Origin of the sequence: Legionella shakespearei DSM 23087, from assembly GCF_000373765.1 — a bacterium.
Taxonomy (GTDB): domain Bacteria; phylum Pseudomonadota; class Gammaproteobacteria; order Legionellales; family Legionellaceae; genus Legionella; species Legionella shakespearei.
Genome location: NZ_KB892385.1, coordinates 46826 through 68397 on the forward strand (window position 1 = coordinate 46826; position 21572 = coordinate 68397).

The following is a 21572-nucleotide window of genomic DNA, read 5'->3' on the forward strand; positions in this document are numbered from 1 at the left end:
GGATTTCTGGTGCACGATAAAGTAAATAAGAAAGCACGGAAACCGAGCCGCGACCGTTAGGAAGCGGAACAGTTATACTGGCACGTACTTTGTTTTTTGTACCTGTCATGGAGTGAGTGATAGCAGGCTCCGTGCCTTATAAAAGTTCCGCTCCCTAACGGTCGCGGCTCGGATTGGGTATGATTTATTTATAAAAGCCCACTGCATATTCCTTTGAAGAGTTGGTATCAGATAGTTGGGCATTTACCAGTTTCTGAAGGGACTCTACTTGTTGGGTCAATTGAAACACGGTGTTTTCGAGTTGTTTTACTTTGTGAGTTAACGTACTCATTTTCTCTGCTTCACATGAAAATTCGCGGTTTTTTATACGGTTTAAACTGCTTTTAATGGCAGTAAAACATTTTAGTTCTACTTCATTATAAAAATGTTCTGGCTCAATCGTAGACAAGAAATCAATTATTTTGTTTAACTGCTGTTCTGATAATGTTACTGAAGCATTTCTTTGATCTTGCAGTTTTAACCCTTTAATCAAAATAAAGAGCTCTTTTGATTTAGCATGCATAAGCTCAGATAAAGGAAGCTTGTCTTTATCATTTAAGGTAATCGTATAATAGCTAAACCCCTCGCAACTCAGGTTATAACTCAGGTTTATCTTTAAGTCGTCAAATACTATAGTCAGTGATTCTTTTTGTTCATATGCCGAATCTTTGTAAAAGAAGAGAGCTGTCGCTTCCATAAAAACTCCTGTAAATTGTGAAACAAATGCCCGATAAAAACTCAGGCATTATAGCCAGATCTTTTTATTTCATCTGGTTAGTAGCGGACCATTTTCAGTGGTATTCGGACAATGATGTTTCATAGATCAAGTAATGACAGTTGTATCGACTCGTTCAGGCTTCCCTGTTTCAGCTTAATTCCTACACCCAATAAGCGCACGGGCAGGTTCTGCCTGGAAAAGCCTTCTTCAATTAATTGACGTAAAATGCTGGAATCGAGCTTATCATTCACCCGCTCAACTGTGGTCTGTTGAAAATCATTAAATTTTAATTTCACGAATAAGCTTTGAATACCGTGTATCTCGCCAGCACGCTGTATTCTTGCTTCAAGCCGGGTAATTAGATCTGGCAGCTCTGCGAGACAGGAACCTATATCGGGTAAGTCTTGAACATAGGTTTCCTCAACGCTGATTGATTTTCGTATGCGTTCAGGATTGACTGGACGGTTATCAATGCCTCTGGCTAATTCATACAATCGCTCTCCGATGCTGCCAAATTCAGTGCAGAGGTATTCTATTGAGTGTTGTTGCAGATCGGCACATGTTTTAATGTTGTAGGCATTCAGTCTGGCTTCCATCTTTGGGCCTACGCCAAAGAGTGTGCGTACGGGTAAATCGATGATGAATGTGGCAACATCTTCTGGTTTGATAACCATTTGGCCATTCGGTTTATGCCAATCGCTGGCAATTTTGGCAAGGCTTTTGTTGGGGGCAATGCCGGCACTTGCGGTGAGTTTTCGCGTCTGATAAATGCGAGCGCGTATTTCCTCGGCAATCCAGGTGGCGCTGCCGTGGCATTGGGTTGAATCAGTAACATCCAGATACGCTTCATCCAGTGACAAGGGTTCTATAAGATCCGTGTATTCCGCAAAAATCTCTCTGATGTAGTAGCTCTCCTGTTGATATACCTCCATACGAACCGGGCGCAGGATTAAATGGCGGCAGAGTTTAAGTGCCTTTGCTGTTGGCATTGCCGAACGCACGCCAAATTTGCGGGCGGCGTAATTGCAGGTTGCTATAACACCACGGCGTTTTGCGTCTCCTCCCACGGCAATAGGTTTATTCGCCAGTTCAGGGAAGTCGCGCATTTCAATTGCGGCATAAAAGCAATCCATATCAATATGGATAATTTTTCTTATACGGGACATGAATCAATGGCAGATTTTGAGAAGGATGAGTGTAACACGCAGAGGATAATAACAAAAAGGGCAGAAGTTGACCTGTTGCTTAATTTTTTTATTTTGCACATAATGTGACCGCGCAAATGCCGCAAACATCGGGAAGGGATAGGACTCGATTCAAAAATGGTTTTACAAGGAGTAGATAATGCCAAAATTACAAACCCGTTTGCTAGACCGATTACAGAAGTTTCTCATCCAATACGACATCAGTGTCGATACGGAACTCTTTAATGATGTAGTGTTGCATCAGCTATTAGGGATTCCTGGAGATAGAGGCAAGGGAGGCTTTGAGACTCTGAAATTTGGTGGCAATGATAAAGAGTACCTGCCGCTTACCCTTCCTTCTGTGACAGTAGAAGAATACAGGCAAATTCTGGCTTTTTTTGAAATTCCTGTTGATTCAGCAATGATTGGCGAGGATTTGAAGATAAGCGAAGATCTTTTATTCAGAAAAATTGTACCGCTGTTTGAATCTTTCGTTAAATCTAATCTGGAACAGGGCTCATCGCAATTTGATGGTTATAAAATTGAATCAAAGCCTATATTGGAATCAATGACCATCAAACAAATCGAAAAAGCAGCTACCAAGTTATTAGCTGAATTAAATAAAATTGATGCGATTGAAACCTTAAGTCATAAAGCGAAATCATTAAGCCGCATTCTGTTTGGGATAAGAGGCGCGCTGGTTGGAATAGAAAAAGAGCCGCAATAATATGTATACTTGCTGGCATCTGTGGCTAAACTGGACAAATTCTTTGTATCACATCCCAACATGCGTCAGCAGGAAGGGTTAAAGCCCACTATTGATTTAATTTATGATGGTTTGAATAACTACTCTAAATACACCCGCGCTAAATCAGCTATTGCCGCAGTTAAGTTCCATAGCGATTTGACCGCATATTTACTGTCACATGGCCTTACTGCCAAGGATTCCAATATTCTGGAAGAAACCTTGTTGAAAATGGCGGGTATTAGCACGATGCCACTCAAATCACAATTCAAGACCGGTTATGACCGTACCCGCATTGTTTTTAGTTTTAAAGACATGACCAAGGCTAATGCGGATAAGTTCATTGGCTATTTCAAAAGTCATGGAGATATCACTGCGATTGAAGGTGATGGTTATGGTTCTGGATCTCACTACGTGCCCGAGAGTGCGGCAATGTCAATGCAAGAGGAAGCTGCAGAAAGCGGTCCCGGCCGTAAAACTAAAGAGGTTGAGCGTCACAGTATAGAAGTGGATGCTCTGGTTTTATATGAAACGATCTTACCCAAACTCAAAGCACAAATTGATACCTGGGCAAAAGAATCTCCGGAACTGTTGAAGCCTTATCGGTCAGAGCAATCCCAAAGCAGCCAGGTTAATGCGTTCTCGTTTCATCGTCCTGGTAAAAAAGATGAAAGTAGTGAGAGCAGGGTGGAGTTGCGGGTTTAGATTGATCCATAGCCGTCAGGATGTATTCGTAGCCCGGTCTGCTTGCAGCCGGGATCATGTACAAGTGCAGGAAATAAAGTTTGTGCCAGTATAACTGTTCCGCTTCGTGACGGTCGCGGCTCGGTTTTCGTGCGTTTGTATTTACTTTATCGTGCACCAGAAAACCGAGCCGCGACTGTTAAGGAGCGGAATTTTTAGGCGCTACAGGCTGCATCAAGGCTATCAGGTTTTGCGTTTTGGTGTGGCTTCTTTTTTGTTTTTCATACTGTCTTTTAACAGGGAAATAAAATCCACCACGGCATCAGAGCTTTTGACTTTCTGAGTTACTTTTTTGCCTGATTTTGCTTGTTTTTTCATTTGCTGATCCAGCCATTTTTGTAAGGCTTCACGATAATCATTGTGATATTTCTCTGGCTTCCATTTGGCTGTCATGTCTTTTATCAACTCGGTAGCCATTTTGACTTCCTTTTCAGTCACTTTATATTGGCTTAAAGCTTCTCTGGGCAGGTTCAATTCTTCTTCATCACGTAATTCGTCTTTGAAGTGGATTAAATAAAGCAAAAGGGCGTGATCGTGGGCAAGAATCAGGCTTAAAGACTCTTTGGTGCGAATAATGACTTTTGCCACACCTACCTTGTCTGTCTTTTTCAATGCCTCTCTCAGCAATACATAGGCCTTTTTATTTTTGCTGTCAGGGACAAGATAATAGGGTTTGGTAAAATAAAGGCTGTCAATGTCGTTTAAATCCACGAATTCTTCTATGTCTATGGTTTTAAATAATGCGGGGCTTGCCTTTTCAAACTCCTTTTCATCGACAACAATAAAGCTGTCTTTATCGTATTCATAGCCTTTGACTATATCTTTCCAGGGGACTTCTTTCCCCGTTTCTTCATTTACCCGTTGATAACGCACACGTGCTCTGGTTTTGGAATCAAGCAAATGAAAGTGAATGTCGTTGTTTTCTTCGATGGAAACTAATGAAACAGGGATTGATACCATTCCAAAAGAAATATCACCATTCCAGATTGATCTTGGCATCTTGGCTCCTGTATCTGACAAAGGATTTATCCGAAACCAGGGATAAGGTATTTGTGTGCTGGATAGATTAATTTTAGACTGATAGATGGTTTTTGGTCAAATATTGTCCATTTATTTTGACTCATCAGGTAGCCTCTTCCCAGATCCACATCGTTCTGAGCGCCACTCAGGACGACGTAGATCTATCTACTCCAATTCATCCAACCTCAATGATTGTTTTATTTTCCAAAAATCGCTCCATGGATCTTCTTTTAATTTCTTCAATCGTTGAGGGAGGGTCTTAATGGTGTAAGTATTGTCTTCAATACGGTCACTTAATTCGTCCCAGGCCAGAGGAGTCGATACCGGGGCATGAATTCGGGCGCGGGTTGAATAGCTGCCAATGGCTGTGGCGGTACGTTGGTTTCTTAAATAATCGACAAATATTTTTCCTTTCCTTTTCGCTTTGCTCATATTGCTGGTGTATTCTTCCGGTTTAAGCTGTTCGAGAAATTGCACAAAAATATGGGCAAAATCTTTCACAGCATCCCACTCGTATTCAGGAAGAATAGGTATCACCACGTGCAAGCCTTTACCTCCCGTACTTTTAACAAAAGATTCCAATTCATATTTGGCCAAATGCTGGCGTACTTCCAGTGCACCTGCAACCACCTGACTCCAGGCCACATCAGGGCCTGGATCCAGATCGAAGATGATCATATCAGGCAATTCCATATGTTGAATGGTACTTCCCCAGGGATGAATTTCCAAAACGCCCATTTGGACCAGGCTTAAAAGGCCGTCTTTATTGTTCAGATAAATGTATTCTTCTTTCCCATCATCACTCTCTACTTCAATGGGGTGGAGGGCTTTGGGAGTGGTTTTATTATAATGGCGTTGATAAAAGCACTCGTTATAATCTGAGGGGCAGCGCAGCAGTGTTAATGGCCGGTCAGAGAGAAAGGGGAGTATGTAATCACTAATCGTTTCATAGTAGTTCAGCACGTCCTGTTTTGTGATTCCATCTTCAGGATAGAGGATTTTATCCGGATGAGTAATAGCAAAATTCCCTGCTGATTGTTTCGTTTTCAGAGACTTTGCGGTTACCTCTTTTAACGGAGTTTCCTGTTCTTTTCTCACTTCAGTCGCTTTTTTATCCATGCGCAGTCCTTTGAAACTGGGATGCCTTAGATGGCCATCTTTAGTCCATTCGGTGAATTCCACTTCACCTACGAGTATAGGCTCTACCCAGTGAGCTTGCGAATAGCCTGGTGGTTTCGTGTTAAACGGGTTGGATTGCGCTGCATTTTTTAATAACAGTTTATGTAATTCCTTTAAGGATGCTTCACTAAATCCAGTCCCTACATTTCCGCAGTACCGCAGTGCCCCATCATCATATATTCCCAAAAGAAGGGCACCAAAATCGGTGCGTTCTCCTTTGGGAGAGGTGTATCCGCCAATGACAAATTCCTGTCTTTTCAAGCATTTGATTTTTAACCATTCTTTGCTTCTTTTGGAGGTGTAGGGGCTGTCCTTGTGTTTGGCTATAATTCCTTCCAGGCCAAAGTTACAGGAGTGTTCAAACATTGCCTGGCCTTCATTAAGGAGGTGATCGCTATACTTCAGCATGGGAGGAGCATCTTTTAATATGTTTTCCAATATTGCCTTACGCTCTTCCAGAGGCAATGACCTTAAATCGTATTGGTCGTAATACAAAATATCAAAAAGGAAATAAATGAGACTCCCCTCTGTGGGGTTTTTAATATAATTTTGCAATAGCTGAAAATCTGATTTTCCCTGCTCATCCAGAATCACCACTTCACCATCCAGCACTATATTATTTACTGCCAATGCGCTTACCGCCTCTGCTACAGGGGATAAATCTTTAGTCCAATCAATGTTATTGCGCGATTTCAGCAGGACTTCGGAGCCTTTTTTAAACGTTAAAATTCTGTAACCATCAAATTTGATTTCATAAAGCCATTGGGTATCTTTGGGTACTTTATCGACCAGAGTTGCCAATTGAGGAGAGAAGAATTCTGGAAAAGGGCTTTTATCTATTCTATCGGGAATCTGTATCAGGGGTTCATTTTTTTCAAGTCCACCATGAGTCCAGACGTTTTCAGAATGCCGGGCTATTTGATCCATAGTCTGATGTGTTAAAGCACTCTTATTTAAATCTTCTGTAATGTCGTATTCACTTTGAGGGCAGGCATATTCATCGTCATATTTAATCAGGAACCAATTCCTTTCATCTTTCAAACGAATCAAATCCCAGCGGCCGTGTAATTTTTCGGCATGCAGGATGAAGCGTAAATGTCCTTTTTCATAAGCATGATCCAGGTTTTTATCCAAAGGTTCCCATGTGCCTTTATCCCATAGCATCACCGTGCCTCCGCCGTATTGCCCTTTGGGTATGGTGCCCTCAAAACGCCCATATTCTACCGGGTGATCTTCTACATGTATGGCAAGGCGTTTGACCTGTGGGTCCAGGCTGGGACCTTTTGGTACAGCCCAGCTCTTCAATACGCCATGCAGTTCCAGCCTGAAATCATAATGAAGATGGCTTGCTGCATGTTTTTGGATAATAAACAAACGATGAGCATCTGCTTTAACAGTACCTTTAGGTTCTGGTGTTTTAGCAAAATCTCTTTTCTTATGGTATTGATTTAAACCCATCGCAAGCTCCTTGGTAAAGGGCACTGACTTAAGATTTGAAAAGATAAAGGCCACATGAAAGTGGCCTGGAAGTGACAGGCATGTACGCAAGGTAGGCCATATCACCTATTAAAAAGTGTAGTTAATTTATCCTGTTGTGTCAAAAATTGGATAGGTGTCTTATATATGGTATTCGATAAAATCCCAGCCTATAATTATTCAAGAACCTCAATTAAGGACCAAGGATGAACAAAATAATTCTAAGCCTCATTTTTTCTCTCTGCACACTCAATCTCCATGCCAAATGTCCGGAACGCTCTGATCACCATGTGATAGCCTGGGCGTATGAAGCCATGCTTGCTTCCTATTCATTTAATTTTGCGAATTACAAGCAGCAACTACCCCAAGCACAGCATTATTTCAGCGATACTGCGTACAAAACATATCAGCAAAATTTTGACCAATCAGGTTTGGTTAATCTTGTTGTAGAAAAGAAATTGGTTACTTCGGTGGGAATGGACGGAGGGCCTTTAATTGTTCAAAAAGGCCTGTTGAATAATCAAATGGCATGGAAAATTCAACTGCCATTGATTTTGGTATTGCTGGCAGCTCATGAGAACGTCAAACAATATAAGCTGGTGACTATGACGGTGAGTGAAGAAGACACCTGCCAACTCAAAATCACCGGGTTTACAATTGAAGATAAAAAGCAGGATACTGCTAAGTAAACGTCGTCCTGAGAGTTTCTATTTCCCGTATTACGCTTCGCTAATACGGGCTACGATCCTGCTCGTATCAGGTCTAACTGGCAGGATTGAATGCCAAATAAAATTCCTTTCCCTCTCTCATTTTTTTGTGGTACAACTAAACGGGTATAAATGAGTAACAATTAAACAAGGAATGTTTATGGGTTTAACTTTAGGCATGGTCGCTGATTATTTGGAACAAGTCCCCTCTTTAAAGACAATTAATAATCATCATGTAAAAGATGATAATGGCTGTAAAACGGGACAAATGCCATTAACCATCGAACTTGGCAAACTATTGATTGATGAGCTTTTAGGTGTAGATGATAGCGAAGAGGAACGCTCGGAGGAGTGCACTACTCTAAGCGAAGGAGAGAGGAACGCCTTGACAGGATTGCGTGAGGCGCTGGATAATTTACCAACATCACTGTCGTTTCAATCAATCATGTCGACTTTAACGGGTCTGGACAGTATTCAAAAGCAACTGCTCGAGGCAATCAATGTCTATTTGGACAGCATTGATGAGTTTGAGGAGCATCAATTGTTATTAAAATCGGTTGTTCTGGTGCTTAAAATTCTTGAGTATGATTTAAGTAAAAACCCTGGTCCTGTTACTGTAGGCGCTGGCTTTTTTAAGATTCAGGTTTTGTCGGATAAGCAGAGAATAGAAAATCATGGCACGATTTTGGATTTGTTAAATGACGTTATTAAGCGCTTTGACAAAGAATATAAACAGGAGTCCACATTACAAGCATAAATAGTTAATGTGGGGAGAGCCGGATCAGCGCTGCTATTAAGTTAAGCGCTGCTCCACCGTCCCGCGGCTTGTCCGCGGTATCCAGAGATCTAAGTTCGGAGTGAGATTCCTGGATCCCGCGGACAAGCCGCGGGACGGCGGAATTCTTTAACTTGATGGTAGTGAGCCCAATTGGAACTGTTAATCCGGATTGGACTGATATTTTTATCCTGCATTTAAGGTTTATTTATGTTTTCTGGGGAAAACCTCAGTTTTTAACTCTAATACCTTGTTTTTTAGTCATTTTATTTTTCTTTTAAATTTTAAATCCCTCTTTTTTCCATTTTTCACATTTGCTTATCTACTCTTCCACAACTAAGGTTACAGAGTCTGAAGTTGGACATAAATTTTATAAGGAGATTTAAAATGACTCAGCCATATCAAGATAAAAGGGATTTTCAACAAAATATCCGCGACGATCAAAAAAATAAAAAAGATGGAATGGAGAAAAAACAGCAACATGGTTTTCATAAGCCTCAGGAGCCTGTCCATAAAGGCAAAACCACTGGGAATGAAGAACATCAGCAAAGAACTGATCGTAACAAACCCACTCGCTAATCTATTTTCCTGCCAACCTGGTTGGCAGGATTTCTTTATTTAGTCTATATATTAATATTATTCGTGAGAGCAGCTGTTTCCTGATTTTATCAAGCCGGCAGGCAATAATTGCTGACCCAGTACTTTTAGGCGATATCCAAAATGATAAAAGTAAATGCACATAACAATGCAAGTAATGGCATTGTCTATATCATTGATGATGAGGCAGAAGTACGTGACGCCTTGAAGTTTCTTTTTGAAACAGTTCATTTGACTGTAGAGACCTTTTCTACAGCAGAGCAATTTCTTAAAGCTAATCCTGTTAAGGTTAAAGCGTGTGTCCTGGTTGATGTGAGGCTACCGGGAATGGGGGGCATTGATTTACTGGAATGGCTTAATGGACACGAAGACAGAATTCCCATCATTATGATGACGGGTTTTGGAGATATTGCTACGGCATTGACTGCTATGAAAGCTGGAGCTAAAGACTTTATTGTAAAACCCTTTAATCCACAATCATTGTTAGAAAGTGTGAACAGATATCTTAATGACACCTCTGAATTTGGTAACCATTCTTTTGCCGATGTTGACAGTCGTTATGATACTCTTACTCCCCGAGAACATCAGATTTTAGATTTAATATATGAAGGCAAATTGAACAAACAAATTGCAAGTGAGCTTTCAATTTCGTTATCTACAGTTGAGGCGCATCGGTCTGCGCTAATGGGTAAAATGCAAGTCAAAACCACCGCACAATTAATCAAGCAGCATTTTGTCATGGAAGCAGAAAGGGGACGTAATTCTCGTTAAACCTATAGACCATTCTCTTGTGGTTTTCCCTGATAAGCGCGGGAATACCTTCATTGAGGGAATGGATAAATTATTCCATTATTAAATGATAAACCTGATTAGGTTTTATTCATCAGGGAGTTATTATGGCCCTGAGCAACACATGAAGCAGATGATTCTGATGAGTGTGCAGGATGTACCATTAAGTCATTTTACTTGATGAATTTAAAAAGGAATTAATGATGAATTTACTTGGATTGATTTTGTTGATTGTCATTTTACTGGCAGTCTTACCTACTTGGCCCTACAGTAGCGGCTGGGGTTATTATCCTAGTGGCGGCGTAGGATTACTGGTTATTATATTGATTGTTTTGTTGTTAACTCGTGGTGGTCCGCCATAGGCGTCAAGATCACTGCCATTAAGTTAACGTGAGTTTCGGATAAGAAAGTTGTTTGAGCCGGTCATTACTTCGATGCCGTTCGGGCTGAGGAGGCGCGACAGCGCTGTCTCGAAGCCTTGGTATGGTGCTAAGGCTAAGGCTTCGAGACGAGGCTACCGCCTCTCCTCAGCCCGAACGGCATCGAAGTAATGACCGGCTCAAACAACTTTCTTATCCGGAACTGACGTTAAATTAAGGATTGAAACTTAAAATGTGGCAGGCTCTCGCTCTACTGAATAAAGGGGCTCCGTAGTCTCCGCGGCTTGTCCCTGCCCCTTCTACTCACGTCGTCCTGAGCGCGTCTTTTGGTGCGAAGGATCTCCAAATACTGGCACCATGCCGCTTTCAGGAGGTCCTTCGCGCCAAAAGACGCGCTCAGGACGACGTGAGTAGAAGGGGCACGGACGGGGGAGTGTGCTATAATATAAGTGTTAACTGTTGTAAGGAAAATCTGATGCTTTATAGGTTGTTAGGTTATTATTTAAAAGCGAAATTACTGCGATTGGTCTTAGCCCGAATTAAGGGAACCCGTTTTATGAAGTCAAAAAATTTGAAAACCATGAATTTGATGACTTATATTCTTGAATTGGCCGGTATGTATCTTTTGAAAAAGCGCAAAGGAACTCGCTAATGTACAGATGGGGTGTTATTTTGTTTAAAATGGTACATTTCGATATATTCCCCCTAAAAAAAGCACATAGAGGCCGCCAGAAAACTGGCGGCTTTACGTTACATGTGGGTTCTGCCACTGCCATAATAAGTATTAATGGAATTTCTCCAGGTGGTATTGGACATGTCTGGCCAATGATCTTTATCAAATCCTGGGGAGTTTTTCAGTTTTTCTTTATCCAGTGGAATTTTGAAACAATCCTCTGATGCATCATAAGAGAATATGCTCCAGGGCAGGGCAAAGAGTTTGTCTCCCATCCCTAAGAAACCACCATAAGACAGAACCACATAAGCAACTTGTCCTGAGGTTTTATCGAGCATAATTGCTTCCACTTTACCCAGGCTTTCATTTTGGATGTTTTCGACATTGACACCGATAACATCATCCGCATTGACTATATTGGTATTCATTTTGCTCTCCTTGTTGAAGAAAAAACTCATAGAAACCAGAGCTTAAAATCAGAATTTCTATGGAGATTTAATAAGACTGTCACAGTCCCTGAAGTCTTAGTCTTGTTAAGATTAGTTCATAATCTGGTCGGTTTGTATTAAGGAATTCCCTAGGGAATTAAGGATAACAACAAGTTAACTTATCGCCAGATTTGTCTTGAGTATTGATGGGCAAAGTAAACATAAACCAGGTTCCTGTGTTGTTATCCCCATGCAGGCTTAACTCTCCGCCATGCTCTTCTATCAGGGTACAGCAGATTCCAAGCCCTATACCGGTACCATTGGGTTTTGTCGTAAAATAATTGTTCCATATTTTCTTTCCGAGTTTTGGCGGTATCCCTGGTCCATTGTCACGGACATGGACTTGAATAAAACCTTGAGAACATGTTGTTCTAATGGTTATTTCCGGTCTTTTTTCTGACGCATTGTTTAAGGCTTCAATGCTATTGCGAGCAAGGTTCAGCACTACCTGCATGATGTGAATTTTATTAGTCATTATTGTGGGTGGATTATCCATTAAATCAAGCTTTATCGTTAATTGAGCGTTTTCATCGTTAAGGACAACCAAAGTGTCTTGAATGAGCTGATTAATATCGGTTTTTTCAACATTGCAGTTTCCTGCATGCATTAATTTATTCATATTATGGATAATTTCACCTGCTAATCCCGCCTGTGCTGCAATTTTTTCCAGAGGTTCCAGCAGATGCTTTTTTATATCTTTATCCATTAACTGATTCGCTATGATATGGAGGCAACTACGGCTGTAAGCGGCAATGGCTGTCAGGGGCTGGTTCATTTCATGAGCGAGGACCGTGGCAGAACACATTGGATGTGAAGTGCTCTTATCCGCTTTGGGCTCTTGTCTGGCTTGAGCCAGCTCTTTTTTTAAAGAAAGAAGTTCCTGAGTTAACATTTTATTTTTTAATTTGTAGCCCGTTAATTCAGTTTTTAATTCATCCACTCGCTTTTCCAAATCAGATGACATTGTGACATTCCTTTTCGTGAAATTTATCCCTGAGAATTATATGGGTAGCCTCTGGCAAATTTTGCCTGAAGATAAAGTTTGATCAGTTGAGCAAGATTTCTGGCGTGCATTTTCTGCATAATACTCGCTCTGTGAGCTTCAACTGTTGATATAGATACTGAGAGTTCATAAGCTATTTCTTTAGTTAATTTACCGTCCAATATCAAATCGATAATATTCAACTCTCGCGATGACAAACTGTTAATGCGCTCATTAATGAGTTCCAAGGAGCTTAAATCTTCAGATTGGCTCATGCAGTTTTGTACTGTTTCTAAGAGTGATTGGTCATTTAAGGGTTTTAACAGAAAGTCTTTGGCCCCAGCTTTCATCGCCCGTACAGCCATGTGAATGTCTCCGTAACCTGTGATGATAATTACAGGTAAAGAGCTATTTTGGGTGTTCAATTGTTCCAGTAGTTCAAGGCCGCTCATCCCTGAAAGGCGGACATCTGTAATCAGGCATCCTTGGCTGGCATTAGGGTATTTTTCGAGAAAAAGAGCCGCAGTTTCATAGGTTTCAACAGGTAATTGGATTGATTCAAAAAGACATCTCAATGCGTCCCTTACCTCTGTTTCATCATCAACGATAAATACAGTCTGATTGCTTTTAGTCATTAATTTCTCATCCTGTAACACCAACCAGTTTTAATAATAGTCTTTTTTTGAGTAAAGGGTTAATTCCTGTTACAGAACCCTAATCGAGATGATCCAAAGGGATTGCAGTCGTTTCGCAAACAGAACGAAGTATAAAACTTGAATGGACGGTATCCACGCCATGAATAGCAGTTAATTTGTTTAATAAAAAAGATTGGTAGGCTTTCAGGTCAGGTACCATCACTTTCAACAGGTAATCAGCGGATTGGCCAGTAATTAAATAACACTGAACCACTTCGGGCAGAAAACGCACTGTGTCTTCAAAAGCGCTCATCACTGCATGTTGGTGGTTGTTCAGGCCAACCATGACAATAACGGTCAATTGCAAGCCTAATTGTTCTGGTTCTAAAATGGCTACCTGTCGCTTGATATAGCCATGTTCTTCGAGAAGTTTTACCCGGCGCAGGCAGGGTGAAGGGGACAAGGCTACCAGATCTGCCAATTCCTGATTACTGATTTGACAATTGGATTGTAAAATGTCGAGGATTTTTTTATCGATACGATCCAAGATCATCATGTAACTCCTGAGCATAATATAACAGGGATATATAAAATATTAGCATTATTGACTAATAATATCATTAAATAAGATATTTTTACTCAATAAATTAAAATTTTATAGCAATATAAGCAATTTAATTTCAAATAAACAAGGGTAAAATATGCTCATATTGAGAGCACACTGTTTTTTTGTAGGAGAAATAATGTCCAAGTCACGATTTACCGCCTGGTTTGTATGGATCATTGCATCGGTCTTTTATGCTTATCAATATATTTTACGGGTCATGCCAAACATTATGCTGGATGATATTACCCGGCAGTTTCATATCGATGCTACGGCATTTGGCCAATTTTCCGGGGTTTATTATCTTGGCTATTCCTTAATGCACTTGCCTATAGGCATTATGCTGGACCGGTTTGGTCCAAGAAAAATTATGTCGGGATGTATTTTACTGACAGTAATTGGAATGTTGCCTATAGTCTTCGCCGAACACTGGGTTTATCCTTTGATAGGTCGAGCATTAATCGGGATAGGTTCTTCTGCGGCAATCCTGGGTGTTTTTAAAATCATACGCATGGCATTTAAAGAAGAACACTTTTCACGCATGCTGAGTTTTTCTGTAATGATAGGATTAATTGGTGCTGTTTACGGTGGAGGGCCTGTTAGTGCTCTTTCTGCTAATCTGGGCTATCAGGCAGTTATAGAGATTTTTGTGGTCATTGGCTTAGGTTTGGCTTGCTTAACCTATTTTATTGTTCCGGAAATTGAAGCAGTACCTGCATCTTCGGTGTTAGCTGATGTCAAGGCGGTGTTTACCAACAAAACCATTATTATGCTGTGCTGTTTTGCAGGATTAATGTTGGGACCGTTAGAAGGCTTTTCCGATGTATGGGGTTCCGGGTTTTTGAAAGAGGCTTATGACCTTAATGCTGGAACGGCCAGCTATCTGCCTTCCATGATCTATGTAGGCATGTGTTTTGGTGCGCCGGTTTTAAGTTTGATTGCAGAAAAAACGGGTTACTATATAGGTACTGTTATCGCGGCAGGGGTAATTATGTGTGTCATTTTTACCGGCCTTGTACTGGGTGTCATGACGGTGTCTGGAATAACCTTGGGCTTTATTCTGGTAGGGGTGTGCTGTTCTTATCAGATTTTGGTGATTTATAAAGTCTCTACCTGTGTGCCAGATAATCTGGCGGGTCTGGCTACTGCGATTGCCAATATGATTATCATGATGTTTGGCTACGCATTCCATAGTGTCATTGGTTTAGTCATTAACACGAATGGCGGCATTCATGAGGCTCAGGCTTTTGTTTATGGAATAGGGGTTATCCCAATCACTTTGGCTTTAGGGGTAGTGGGATTTTTGTTTATGTCAGCACCGGCGATATCCTCATTGCATACAGGAAGGGTGGAGCAAGCTTGATATGGTTTTATCCCGTCTCACGGTCATTGAGTTTAGGAGTTCCGCCGTCCCGCGGCTTGTCCGCGGGATCCAGAGATCTAAGCTCAGAGTGACATTTCTGGATCCCGCGGACAAGCCGCGGGACGGCGGAGTGGCGCTTAACTTGCAGTGCGATCCTGTATCACGGCTTATGCCTGATACGGGATAAAGCTTCTATTGAGGGACTGCTACAACCGGTGCAGCACCTGGAGCAAGTAAATTCATAACCAGCAATACTAAAAAGATAACAATAAATAAGAAGAACAGTACTCTGGCGATTTGCGTAGCGGTAGATGCAACGCCTCTAAAGCCAAAGGCACCCGCAACAATAGCTACTATTAAGAAAATCAAGGCCCAATATAACATAATTAACTCCTTGTAATTAAGGCACTTATAAAGTGTAGACGTTTAATTACTGGTTGTAAAATATAGGGAATCATTGCCTGATCCAGGTTATCCCCCGGGGTACGTTGTCCTGTGAACCGAGGTTTGATCACCTCTTGGTTTATGTCCTGCATCAATGCTAAATCTGGCTTTGTGCCGCAACAAATTTTCTGCTTCCTCACGGTCGCGGCTCGGTTTCCGGTGCACGATGAAGTATCTACGAGCGCACGAAAACCGAGCCGCGACCGTGAGGAAGCGGAACAGTTATCCTGGCAGGGACAGTGTTTCTGCCCTGAAGCCCTGGATACCTCGGACAAGCCGAGAGATGTCGGAGTGCTTCCCCGATCCACGTCGTCCTGAGCGCGTTTTTTTGCGCGAAGGATCTCCTGCAAGCGACATGGTGCCAGTGTTGTAGCCCGTATTTATTTAGGAGTCAGAGTATTCGTCAGCATTCCTTTAACTGCCTCGGCTAATCCCTTGAGACTGTGATCTGCTACAGATTGTTCGAAGTTATTCAGTTCCTGGTCTTCAAGTAATCCCACCCTATCTTCCCATTTTTTCATCTTTAAATTGGTGCGTAAGTTTCTTAGCGACGCTATATGATTTCGGTCTTCTATATAAATCAGTCGTCTTTGTACTGAACTGGCGAAGGTTTCTTGCTTTCGGTTGACTATTTCCATATTGTTTTCTGACTGTGCCTGTAATGCTGCAACATCATGCTTTGTTCTGGCTAACCTTACGGGCAGCTTACTGACAATGACTTTAAAATTATAGACATCATCCAGTTCGGAAGGATCTTCAACGCCAGAAGAAACTGCCTGACGGTAAGAGTCTAGCTCCTGGAGCGTTTTATTGGTTGCCTCCTGGTTCTGATGTTCACTCATGTATTCATAAGTGCTTACAAATTCATCCTGGTTGGAAAGCATGGCGACACTGTCGAGAGTAAAATAAGGGCAGGTTTTTCCCGCTTGCTGTAGTGTATCCGTAGCAAGAAAAACAGTTAAATTGCAGTATTTGCTCAAAAAACCAAATCCCAGTGTATTACTTAATCTGGTCGCCAACACTGTGGATTGCTTCAACCCCAAAGGATCACAGACCAGTATATTTAAAGTAGGGGGTGTTTCTGAACCTTTAAAATCAAACTCTAAAAATGACCAGTGGTTCACTATGTTATCCCAATTGGCGTAGGCAATCTGAAAGCGAAAGTCTTTTGTACATTCACTTATCAGGTCTGCAATACTATTTCCCAACTCCTCCACCTCATCATCTTGCATGGCAAAAGCATTAAATTCTATGTTGTTTTCAAGGCGATCCATTTTTTTTAAATGTAAGGCAAAGGCAAGAGCGTCTTTGGATACATGGCCTGGTTTGCCCAGCGCCTGCAATAATTCTTTGATTTCCTGTATGCTTTTCATATAGTAGTTCAAATAAGTAGTTTACAGTAATTATATACTATCAATCTTAAACAATTCTTAAGGAAGGGGAATCATGAGTCATCAGTTCAATCGGATGAACCTGAAAAATTAACCAGGGATTTTTCAATGAAATGAGGAATGCTCATCCTTGAGCGACGTATTTATTTCGAGTTTACTTACGAGGGGGCATATTCAGAACGGGCTTCTTCTTGCTGTTCATCTGTTGATTTGGCAAATAAGCTGCCGACTAAATCGACTGCATTAATGAACGGGCTTGCTAATGCAGCGAGTCCAGCACCTACTGTAAAAAGAGTACAGATCAATAAATCCTCGCCTCTGCTTTTAGCTGTCTTAGTGTCCATTTTTATCAAATTGAAAACCGCATCCAAGGCTATTATCAGGCTTGAGATCATCAATTCAGCAGTAAATATGCTCAGGAATATTGGAGCGGAAGCTACATATGCTGCTCTTTTAAAGAAATTACCTGTAGAAGTATAAGGTTGAAAGAAGACTGGGCCGAATTTTTCGGGATCATCGCTAATTAATTTAGCAATTGCCTGCGCAGTGGTTCCTGAATGTACAAGCAGAAATTCATTCATATCGTCAATGAAAGACATGGTTAAAGCTCCAAAGTTAAGTTTGAGTGACGCATTATTGTACAATAAGTTGGCAGTATTAGCAATAGAGTATTTGGTTTTGCATTCGCTTTATGATTGGAAGGAGCTATAAGGCAGTACAAAAGGGGATTGGCATGAAGAGAGGATATTGCTCATCCTTGAGCAATTAACTATCCGATTATCAGGGTTGAAACGCTGGTACGTGATCAGAACTTTCTTGATCAGATAAGTCTTCTTCCTCTGTAGAAGTTGACGCGCTATTTTCAGATTCTTCCGAACTGCTGTCATTTTGCGTTGCTTCGGATTTAACAAACAGGCTGCCAACCAAATCAACAGAATTAACCAAAGGACTTACAGCCGCAGCAAACAGGGCAATAGCAGTAGCAAGAACACTAACTAACATCCGTTGAGCATTGAGTATTGCATTTGCCATATCCAGAGTTACTAAATTATAAACGGCACGTATTCCTGAAATTAGGGTCAGTGCTGCTACTTCAAGGGCAACTACAGACAAAAAGACAGGCGCTGTAGCTATATATGCTGCTCTTTTAGCAAAATTACCAAGTGACGTGTAGGGCTTAAAAAATACTGGGCCATAGTGTTCAGGGTGCTCGGCGATCAGTTTGTCAATTGATTGACCGGTAGGGCCAGAGTGTTTCAGGAAAAAATCATTTATATCGAAAGACATTGAGAAAACTCCATAATTTAAATTTTGTGGCAACCCATTGTACAATGAATTTATTATACCCGCAATTATTGGTTCATTTGTGATACAATATGTTTCTTTTTGATATTTTTGGTGTGTCCATGTCAAAAACTGAACGAGAGCATTATATTCTGGCTAATGATTTATTACATGAATTATTTGCAGCTGATCCTCATAATCCCATGTTACATTCCATAAAAGGAAACCTGGAGCATGTCTATAACTGGCTGCCTTCAGAAAAGGCTCTATATGATCCGCAGAATAAAAAACATGTGGCTGCCAGGCAATCACTGGAAGCTGCGGTCATTATTTTACAGTCTATAAAAAAATGCAACAGTGAGTACATTCAAACAACTCCGGATCCGCAAAATAACCCTTTATTTAAAAACATGCTTCAAGGAAGCCATGTTCTGATTGATGATAATGGTGCTTTCGTAGACGCCGTGAAATCACAGATTACCCTGGTGAAGCGTTACAGTTCTCACTACAAAAAAGAAAAAATTGCAGAATTAAAAAAGGACTTTCCAGATTTAACTCCCAAACAGTTGGAAGACAAATTTAATCATGCCAAACCTGACTATTCCTTGCGGGCAGAGGTGGTCTTTAATGAGCTTTTAATGGGACAGATCCAGATAGATGAAAAAAAATACAGCTGGCTACAGTTAGAAGGGCATTCTCACCAGCCCCGAACCGTTTATAACTCTACTTTACTTAACGTGTTAGATCGTATGCTGCAATGGGTCAATTACAGTATAGAAAAATTGGGACATCATATGGATTATCTGCGTTATCGCTTTCATGGTCGCACTATGAATATTGGACAATACGGTAAATCCAGCTTTACTGAGTCCAATCCTCTAAGGTTGGATGCGCGTGAAGCAACCTTGGTGTAATTGTAGCCCGGTCTGCTTGTAGCCGGGATGGTGCCACACTTAAGCTTTCTCATCCCGGTTGCGAGCAAGCCGGGCTACTTTGACTAAATCAGTCTCTGTGCCGCAACAAAAATTCCGCTTCCTGACGGTCGCAGCTCGGTATTCGTGCGTTCGCAGATACTTCATCGTGCACCGGAAACCGAGCCGCGACCGTAAGGAAGCGGAACAGTTCGATGCACTCCATTGTTGATTCCTCATTAGGTGTACATCCAAAAGTTCCGCTCCCTCACGGTCGCGGCTCGGTTTTCTTTAGGTAATGAGAGCATAAGCAAACAGAAGAGGTAGTGCTGATAAATAAATCATTTTCGTGGGGATACTTCAGTTCAGGATAACGTTTTGCTAACTACTACCCAGACAGTGGATATAAAATAATCATTGAGAATTTGCACGAAGATTATTATCATGCCCCCTCAAGGAGATGAGCTAAAGAGGGAACAGATTGAAACACTTTATACTTAATCCCACACTGATAAAAGCTGGTGATGAGTGGTCTGCGGGATTGATCAAGACTTTAATAGCCAAAAAGGGAATGACGCCGCTTATCGAACAGGGTCGATATAAACTTAAACTGAATTCTCAACTCGTTGAGGTGACTTTGACTCATGACCTGGCGCCACATTGGCGAGACAAAAAATCAGGCATCTGTCTTGAAGTGTTACCCCAGGAACAGCATTCTTCAGGTGGTCAGGCAAAAATTTTCTGTTCTCTAGGCAAACTCGTTCCTGAGCGCGGTTATTCCTTTACTCCCGCACTGGATGAAGAAAAGCAACGCGTAGTCAAATATTACGATGATGATGAAACCAGTGCTTCTGAATGGAGGCATGTACCCACTTATGCAGGAAAAGCCAGATTTTTCCCCCATTTACATGCCAAACCACCTACTGTTTCCTCAGATAAAGTCACTGTAGTGATGAGAAAAATTCCGGGAATAGATTTATTTTCACTTCTGGATCTTTGCCAGGCTAATAAAATCACACTTACAACAGGAGACCGTTTTAAACTGAGTATCGCATTCATCACCGCACTTCAGAACGAATTCCATAAGCGTGGTTATTTGCACAGAGACATTAAGCCTGAAAATGTGATGGTAGATTTGAAAACTTACAGAGTCACAATGATTGATCCGGATTTTAGTGCTCCATTGGATGCTGAGGGGAAGGTCATTGATAAAAAAATAGTGGGGAGTTATGAGTTTATATCCCCTGAAATTTTGAAAGCCATCAGCCAAAATGTCACAGCAGAACTGCCTTATACGCTGCAAAGTGATTTGTATGCGGCAGGACTGGTACTTGCCCAGATATGGGGGGATTGGTCCTCTTTTCCGGGAATCTATTGGGAGCAACTGCCTTCACAACAGGTTTATGCCTGGGTGTTAAATTTTCATCAACAAAGAAAATGGGATGGGTTGTTTAAAAATACTGCCTTTTCTGAACAAGACACCATGACAAGCGAGATGGCTAAAATCAAAGTGGAACTGGAAAACCTGTTTAACCGATTGACCAACCTTACAGATCCCATAAAACGGGGTACTTTGGACGAGGCTCTTCTGGAGATGGAAATGCTTGATGTCCGCTATCAAACGGAAGTACAGGAAGAGGAGTGGGTAAACAGTTTAAGTGCTCTAACAATTAAATAAGACCTGGTGTAGAATATTTTTAATTAACTCAGTGCAAGGACGGGGATTATGAACAAACTTTTAAGCAGCATCGTACTTTTGTGTGCATTGACTTCTACAACTTATGCCGATCAGGATCAAGATGCCTGTGTCGCCGAGTTTAATAATCAGTGTATGGCTAAATGTCAGGAAACTGATGATATTAATTGTCCAGCGGCCTGCCAGAATCAGGCAGTAAACCAGTGTCAGGATGCAGGTCAATAAATGTCTATATGGTTTAATAAACAGATTGCAATTGACGAGTTGAATCGGCGTGGCAGAAACACCATGTCTGAGTTTCTTGGCATCGAATTTATCGAAATTGGCGATGATTTTTTAACGGCAACCATGCCAGTAAACGAGAGAACCAGGCAGCCTATAGGCATCCTTCATGGGGGAGCCAATGTGGTACTGGCTGAGACCGTAGCCAGCACCGCGGCCAATGCCGTTGTGGATTTAAGCAAATTTTATTGCGTTGGCCTTGAAATTAATGCCAATCACATACGCTCAGTGAAGGAGGGTATGGTTACGGCGATAACAAAGCCAATACATCTCGGGCGTACAACGCAAATATGGGAAATTAATCTCTTTAACGAAGAGGGTAAAAGGACCTGTATCTCAAGAATGACTGCATCCGTTTTAAGCCGATAAACGGATGAGAGATTAAATAACGCAGGGATACTCTGGTTTTAATTGGCTCTCATTGTATTCTTATGATACAATGTTGCCATGATACAAAAATGGCTAT

Annotated in this window: 25 protein-coding genes; 13 read left to right on the forward strand and 12 right to left on the reverse strand. The window is 41.4% G+C overall.

Annotation, left to right across the window (positions count from 1 at the left end; translation table 11 throughout):
• Window positions 1–184 precede the first annotated feature (184 nt).
• Window positions 185–736: a hypothetical protein gene (locus tag B094_RS0103225; RefSeq protein ID WP_018576358.1), complete on the reverse strand. Its 552-nt coding sequence runs from the start codon at window positions 734–736 to the stop codon at window positions 185–187.
• A 119-nt stretch (window positions 737–855) separates the two neighbouring features.
• Entirely contained in the window at window positions 856–1923 is a 1068-nt protein-coding gene (gene dinB / locus B094_RS0103230) for a DNA polymerase IV (RefSeq protein ID WP_018576359.1), read from the reverse strand.
• 178 nt (window positions 1924–2101) lie between these two features.
• Here dinB and B094_RS0103235 point away from each other — a divergent pair, with 178 nt between their 5' ends.
• Together B094_RS0103235 and B094_RS0103240 are read left to right on the forward strand one after the other, a co-directional pair.
• Complete coding sequence (locus B094_RS0103235; protein ID WP_018576360.1) at window positions 2102–2668, forward strand: hypothetical protein; 567 nt, start codon at window positions 2102–2104, stop codon at window positions 2666–2668.
• Between the two features lie 21 nt (window positions 2669–2689).
• Window positions 2690–3391, forward strand: coding sequence for a hypothetical protein (locus tag B094_RS0103240; protein ID WP_155823540.1), 702 nt, complete (start codon window positions 2690–2692; stop codon window positions 3389–3391).
• A gap of 222 nt (window positions 3392–3613) precedes the next feature.
• Here B094_RS0103240 and ku read toward each other — a convergent pair whose 3' ends face one another.
• Together ku and ligD are read right to left on the reverse strand one after the other, a co-directional pair.
• Complete coding sequence (gene ku / locus B094_RS0103245; protein WP_018576362.1) at window positions 3614–4429, reverse strand: non-homologous end joining protein Ku; 816 nt, start codon at window positions 4427–4429, stop codon at window positions 3614–3616.
• A gap of 186 nt (window positions 4430–4615) precedes the next feature.
• A complete protein-coding gene (gene ligD, locus B094_RS0103250; RefSeq protein ID WP_018576363.1) occupies window positions 4616–7087 on the reverse strand; it encodes a DNA ligase D in 2472 nt (823 codons plus the stop codon).
• Between the two features lie 224 nt (window positions 7088–7311).
• On the opposite strand from ligD, the gene B094_RS0103255 reads away from it, so the two are divergent.
• The 6 genes from B094_RS0103255 to B094_RS17240 all read left to right on the forward strand — a co-directional run bounded on the left by B094_RS0103255 (window position 7312) and on the right by B094_RS17240 (window position 11005).
• On the forward strand, window positions 7312–7794 hold the full coding sequence (locus B094_RS0103255; protein WP_018576364.1) for a DotI/IcmL family type IV secretion protein: 483 nt from the start codon (window positions 7312–7314) through the stop codon (window positions 7792–7794).
• 178 nt (window positions 7795–7972) lie between these two features.
• Window positions 7973–8569, forward strand: coding sequence for a hypothetical protein (locus B094_RS0103260; protein WP_018576365.1), 597 nt, complete (start codon window positions 7973–7975; stop codon window positions 8567–8569).
• Between the two features lie 405 nt (window positions 8570–8974).
• Entirely contained in the window at window positions 8975–9166 is a 192-nt protein-coding gene (locus B094_RS0103265) for a hypothetical protein (RefSeq protein WP_018576366.1), read from the forward strand.
• 141 nt (window positions 9167–9307) lie between these two features.
• The gene (locus B094_RS0103270) at window positions 9308–9955 is read left to right on the forward strand and encodes a response regulator transcription factor (protein ID WP_018576367.1); all 648 of its coding nucleotides are present in this window, start codon (window positions 9308–9310) and stop codon (window positions 9953–9955) included.
• Window positions 9956–10173: 218 nt separating this feature from the next.
• Entirely contained in the window at window positions 10174–10335 is a 162-nt protein-coding gene (locus B094_RS16715; protein ID WP_237762322.1) for a DUF3309 family protein, read from the forward strand.
• Window positions 10336–10828: 493 nt separating this feature from the next.
• Window positions 10829–11005, forward strand: a complete 177-nt coding sequence (locus tag B094_RS17240; protein WP_018576369.1) for a hypothetical protein — start codon at window positions 10829–10831, stop codon at window positions 11003–11005.
• 98 nt (window positions 11006–11103) lie between these two features.
• Here the strand turns inward: B094_RS17240 and B094_RS0103285 are convergent, their stop codons facing one another.
• The 4 genes from B094_RS0103285 to B094_RS0103300 all read right to left on the reverse strand — a co-directional run bounded on the left by B094_RS0103285 (window position 11104) and on the right by B094_RS0103300 (window position 13684).
• Window positions 11104–11454, reverse strand: a complete 351-nt coding sequence (locus B094_RS0103285; protein WP_018576370.1) for a PRC-barrel domain-containing protein — start codon at window positions 11452–11454, stop codon at window positions 11104–11106.
• Window positions 11455–11611: 157 nt separating this feature from the next.
• Window positions 11612–12478: a sensor histidine kinase gene (locus B094_RS15615; RefSeq protein WP_018576371.1), complete on the reverse strand. Its 867-nt coding sequence runs from the start codon at window positions 12476–12478 to the stop codon at window positions 11612–11614.
• A gap of 23 nt (window positions 12479–12501) precedes the next feature.
• Window positions 12502–13131, reverse strand: a complete 630-nt coding sequence (locus B094_RS0103295) for a response regulator transcription factor (RefSeq protein WP_018576372.1) — start codon at window positions 13129–13131, stop codon at window positions 12502–12504.
• A 79-nt stretch (window positions 13132–13210) separates the two neighbouring features.
• Window positions 13211–13684 carry an Lrp/AsnC family transcriptional regulator gene (locus B094_RS0103300; protein WP_018576373.1) on the reverse strand — a complete coding sequence of 158 codons (474 nt, stop codon included), beginning with the start codon at window positions 13682–13684 and terminating at the stop codon, window positions 13211–13213.
• 190 nt (window positions 13685–13874) lie between these two features.
• Between B094_RS0103300 and B094_RS15620 the strand changes: the two genes are divergently transcribed.
• Window positions 13875–15098, forward strand: a complete 1224-nt coding sequence (locus B094_RS15620; protein WP_018576374.1) for an MFS transporter — start codon at window positions 13875–13877, stop codon at window positions 15096–15098.
• 192 nt (window positions 15099–15290) lie between these two features.
• On the opposite strand, the gene B094_RS0103310 is transcribed toward B094_RS15620, so the two are convergent.
• The 4 genes from B094_RS0103310 to B094_RS0103325 all read right to left on the reverse strand — a co-directional run bounded on the left by B094_RS0103310 (window position 15291) and on the right by B094_RS0103325 (window position 18220).
• On the reverse strand, window positions 15291–15482 hold the full coding sequence (locus B094_RS0103310) for a DUF1328 domain-containing protein (protein ID WP_018576375.1): 192 nt from the start codon (window positions 15480–15482) through the stop codon (window positions 15291–15293).
• Window positions 15483–15922: 440 nt separating this feature from the next.
• Window positions 15923–16915, reverse strand: coding sequence for a hypothetical protein (locus tag B094_RS15625; RefSeq protein WP_018576376.1), 993 nt, complete (start codon window positions 16913–16915; stop codon window positions 15923–15925).
• A gap of 176 nt (window positions 16916–17091) precedes the next feature.
• Window positions 17092–17514: a hypothetical protein gene (locus B094_RS0103320; RefSeq protein WP_155823546.1), complete on the reverse strand. Its 423-nt coding sequence runs from the start codon at window positions 17512–17514 to the stop codon at window positions 17092–17094.
• Between the two features lie 199 nt (window positions 17515–17713).
• Window positions 17714–18220, reverse strand: a complete 507-nt coding sequence (locus B094_RS0103325) for a hypothetical protein (RefSeq protein WP_018576378.1) — start codon at window positions 18218–18220, stop codon at window positions 17714–17716.
• Between the two features lie 119 nt (window positions 18221–18339).
• Here B094_RS0103325 and B094_RS0103330 point away from each other — a divergent pair, with 119 nt between their 5' ends.
• From B094_RS0103330 to B094_RS0103345, 4 genes are all read left to right on the forward strand, one after another.
• The gene (locus B094_RS0103330; protein ID WP_155823549.1) at window positions 18340–19131 is read left to right on the forward strand and encodes a hypothetical protein; all 792 of its coding nucleotides are present in this window, start codon (window positions 18340–18342) and stop codon (window positions 19129–19131) included.
• Between the two features lie 478 nt (window positions 19132–19609).
• A complete protein-coding gene (locus tag B094_RS0103335) occupies window positions 19610–20806 on the forward strand; it encodes a protein kinase domain-containing protein (RefSeq protein ID WP_018576380.1) in 1197 nt (398 codons plus the stop codon).
• Between the two features lie 48 nt (window positions 20807–20854).
• On the forward strand, window positions 20855–21049 hold the full coding sequence (locus B094_RS15630) for a hypothetical protein (RefSeq protein WP_018576381.1): 195 nt from the start codon (window positions 20855–20857) through the stop codon (window positions 21047–21049).
• The gene (locus B094_RS0103345) at window positions 21050–21475 is read left to right on the forward strand and encodes a hotdog fold thioesterase (RefSeq protein WP_018576382.1); all 426 of its coding nucleotides are present in this window, start codon (window positions 21050–21052) and stop codon (window positions 21473–21475) included.
• Window positions 21476–21572: the final 97 nt, after the last annotated feature.

What these genes read in the sequence shown, in the direction of transcription:
- B094_RS0103310 (WP_018576375.1), bottom strand. Translation starts at nt 15,482, where the DNA reads ATGTTATATTGGGCCTTGATTTTCTTAATAGTAGCTATTGTTGCGGGT.
- B094_RS0103235 (WP_018576360.1), top strand. Translation starts at nt 2,102, where the DNA reads ATGCCAAAATTACAAACCCGTTTGCTAGACCGATTACAGAAGTTTCTC.
- ligD (WP_018576363.1), bottom strand. Translation starts at nt 7,087, where the DNA reads ATGGGTTTAAATCAATACCATAAGAAAAGAGATTTTGCTAAAACACCA.
- B094_RS0103225 (WP_018576358.1), bottom strand. Translation starts at nt 736, where the DNA reads ATGGAAGCGACAGCTCTCTTCTTTTACAAAGATTCGGCATATGAACAA.
- B094_RS0103255 (WP_018576364.1), top strand. Translation starts at nt 7,312, where the DNA reads ATGAACAAAATAATTCTAAGCCTCATTTTTTCTCTCTGCACACTCAAT.
- B094_RS15615 (WP_018576371.1), bottom strand. Translation starts at nt 12,478, where the DNA reads ATGTCATCTGATTTGGAAAAGCGAGTGGATGAATTAAAAACTGAATTA.
- B094_RS0103345 (WP_018576382.1), top strand. Translation starts at nt 21,050, where the DNA reads ATGTCTATATGGTTTAATAAACAGATTGCAATTGACGAGTTGAATCGG.
- B094_RS0103260 (WP_018576365.1), top strand. Translation starts at nt 7,973, where the DNA reads ATGGGTTTAACTTTAGGCATGGTCGCTGATTATTTGGAACAAGTCCCC.
- B094_RS16715 (WP_237762322.1), top strand. Translation starts at nt 10,174, where the DNA reads ATGATGAATTTACTTGGATTGATTTTGTTGATTGTCATTTTACTGGCA.
- B094_RS0103295 (WP_018576372.1), bottom strand. Translation starts at nt 13,131, where the DNA reads ATGACTAAAAGCAATCAGACTGTATTTATCGTTGATGATGAAACAGAG.
- B094_RS15630 (WP_018576381.1), top strand. Translation starts at nt 20,855, where the DNA reads ATGAACAAACTTTTAAGCAGCATCGTACTTTTGTGTGCATTGACTTCT.
- B094_RS0103330 (WP_155823549.1), top strand. Translation starts at nt 18,340, where the DNA reads ATGTCAAAAACTGAACGAGAGCATTATATTCTGGCTAATGATTTATTA.
- B094_RS17240 (WP_018576369.1), top strand. Translation starts at nt 10,829, where the DNA reads ATGCTTTATAGGTTGTTAGGTTATTATTTAAAAGCGAAATTACTGCGA.
- B094_RS0103325 (WP_018576378.1), bottom strand. Translation starts at nt 18,220, where the DNA reads ATGTCTTTCGATATAAATGATTTTTTCCTGAAACACTCTGGCCCTACC.
- dinB (WP_018576359.1), bottom strand. Translation starts at nt 1,923, where the DNA reads ATGTCCCGTATAAGAAAAATTATCCATATTGATATGGATTGCTTTTAT.
- B094_RS0103265 (WP_018576366.1), top strand. Translation starts at nt 8,975, where the DNA reads ATGACTCAGCCATATCAAGATAAAAGGGATTTTCAACAAAATATCCGC.
- B094_RS15620 (WP_018576374.1), top strand. Translation starts at nt 13,875, where the DNA reads ATGTCCAAGTCACGATTTACCGCCTGGTTTGTATGGATCATTGCATCG.
- ku (WP_018576362.1), bottom strand. Translation starts at nt 4,429, where the DNA reads ATGCCAAGATCAATCTGGAATGGTGATATTTCTTTTGGAATGGTATCA.
- B094_RS0103320 (WP_155823546.1), bottom strand. Translation starts at nt 17,514, where the DNA reads ATGAATGAATTTCTGCTTGTACATTCAGGAACCACTGCGCAGGCAATT.
- B094_RS0103300 (WP_018576373.1), bottom strand. Translation starts at nt 13,684, where the DNA reads ATGATCTTGGATCGTATCGATAAAAAAATCCTCGACATTTTACAATCC.
- B094_RS0103285 (WP_018576370.1), bottom strand. Translation starts at nt 11,454, where the DNA reads ATGAATACCAATATAGTCAATGCGGATGATGTTATCGGTGTCAATGTC.
- B094_RS0103270 (WP_018576367.1), top strand. Translation starts at nt 9,308, where the DNA reads ATGATAAAAGTAAATGCACATAACAATGCAAGTAATGGCATTGTCTAT.
- B094_RS15625 (WP_018576376.1), bottom strand. Translation starts at nt 16,915, where the DNA reads ATGAAAAGCATACAGGAAATCAAAGAATTATTGCAGGCGCTGGGCAAA.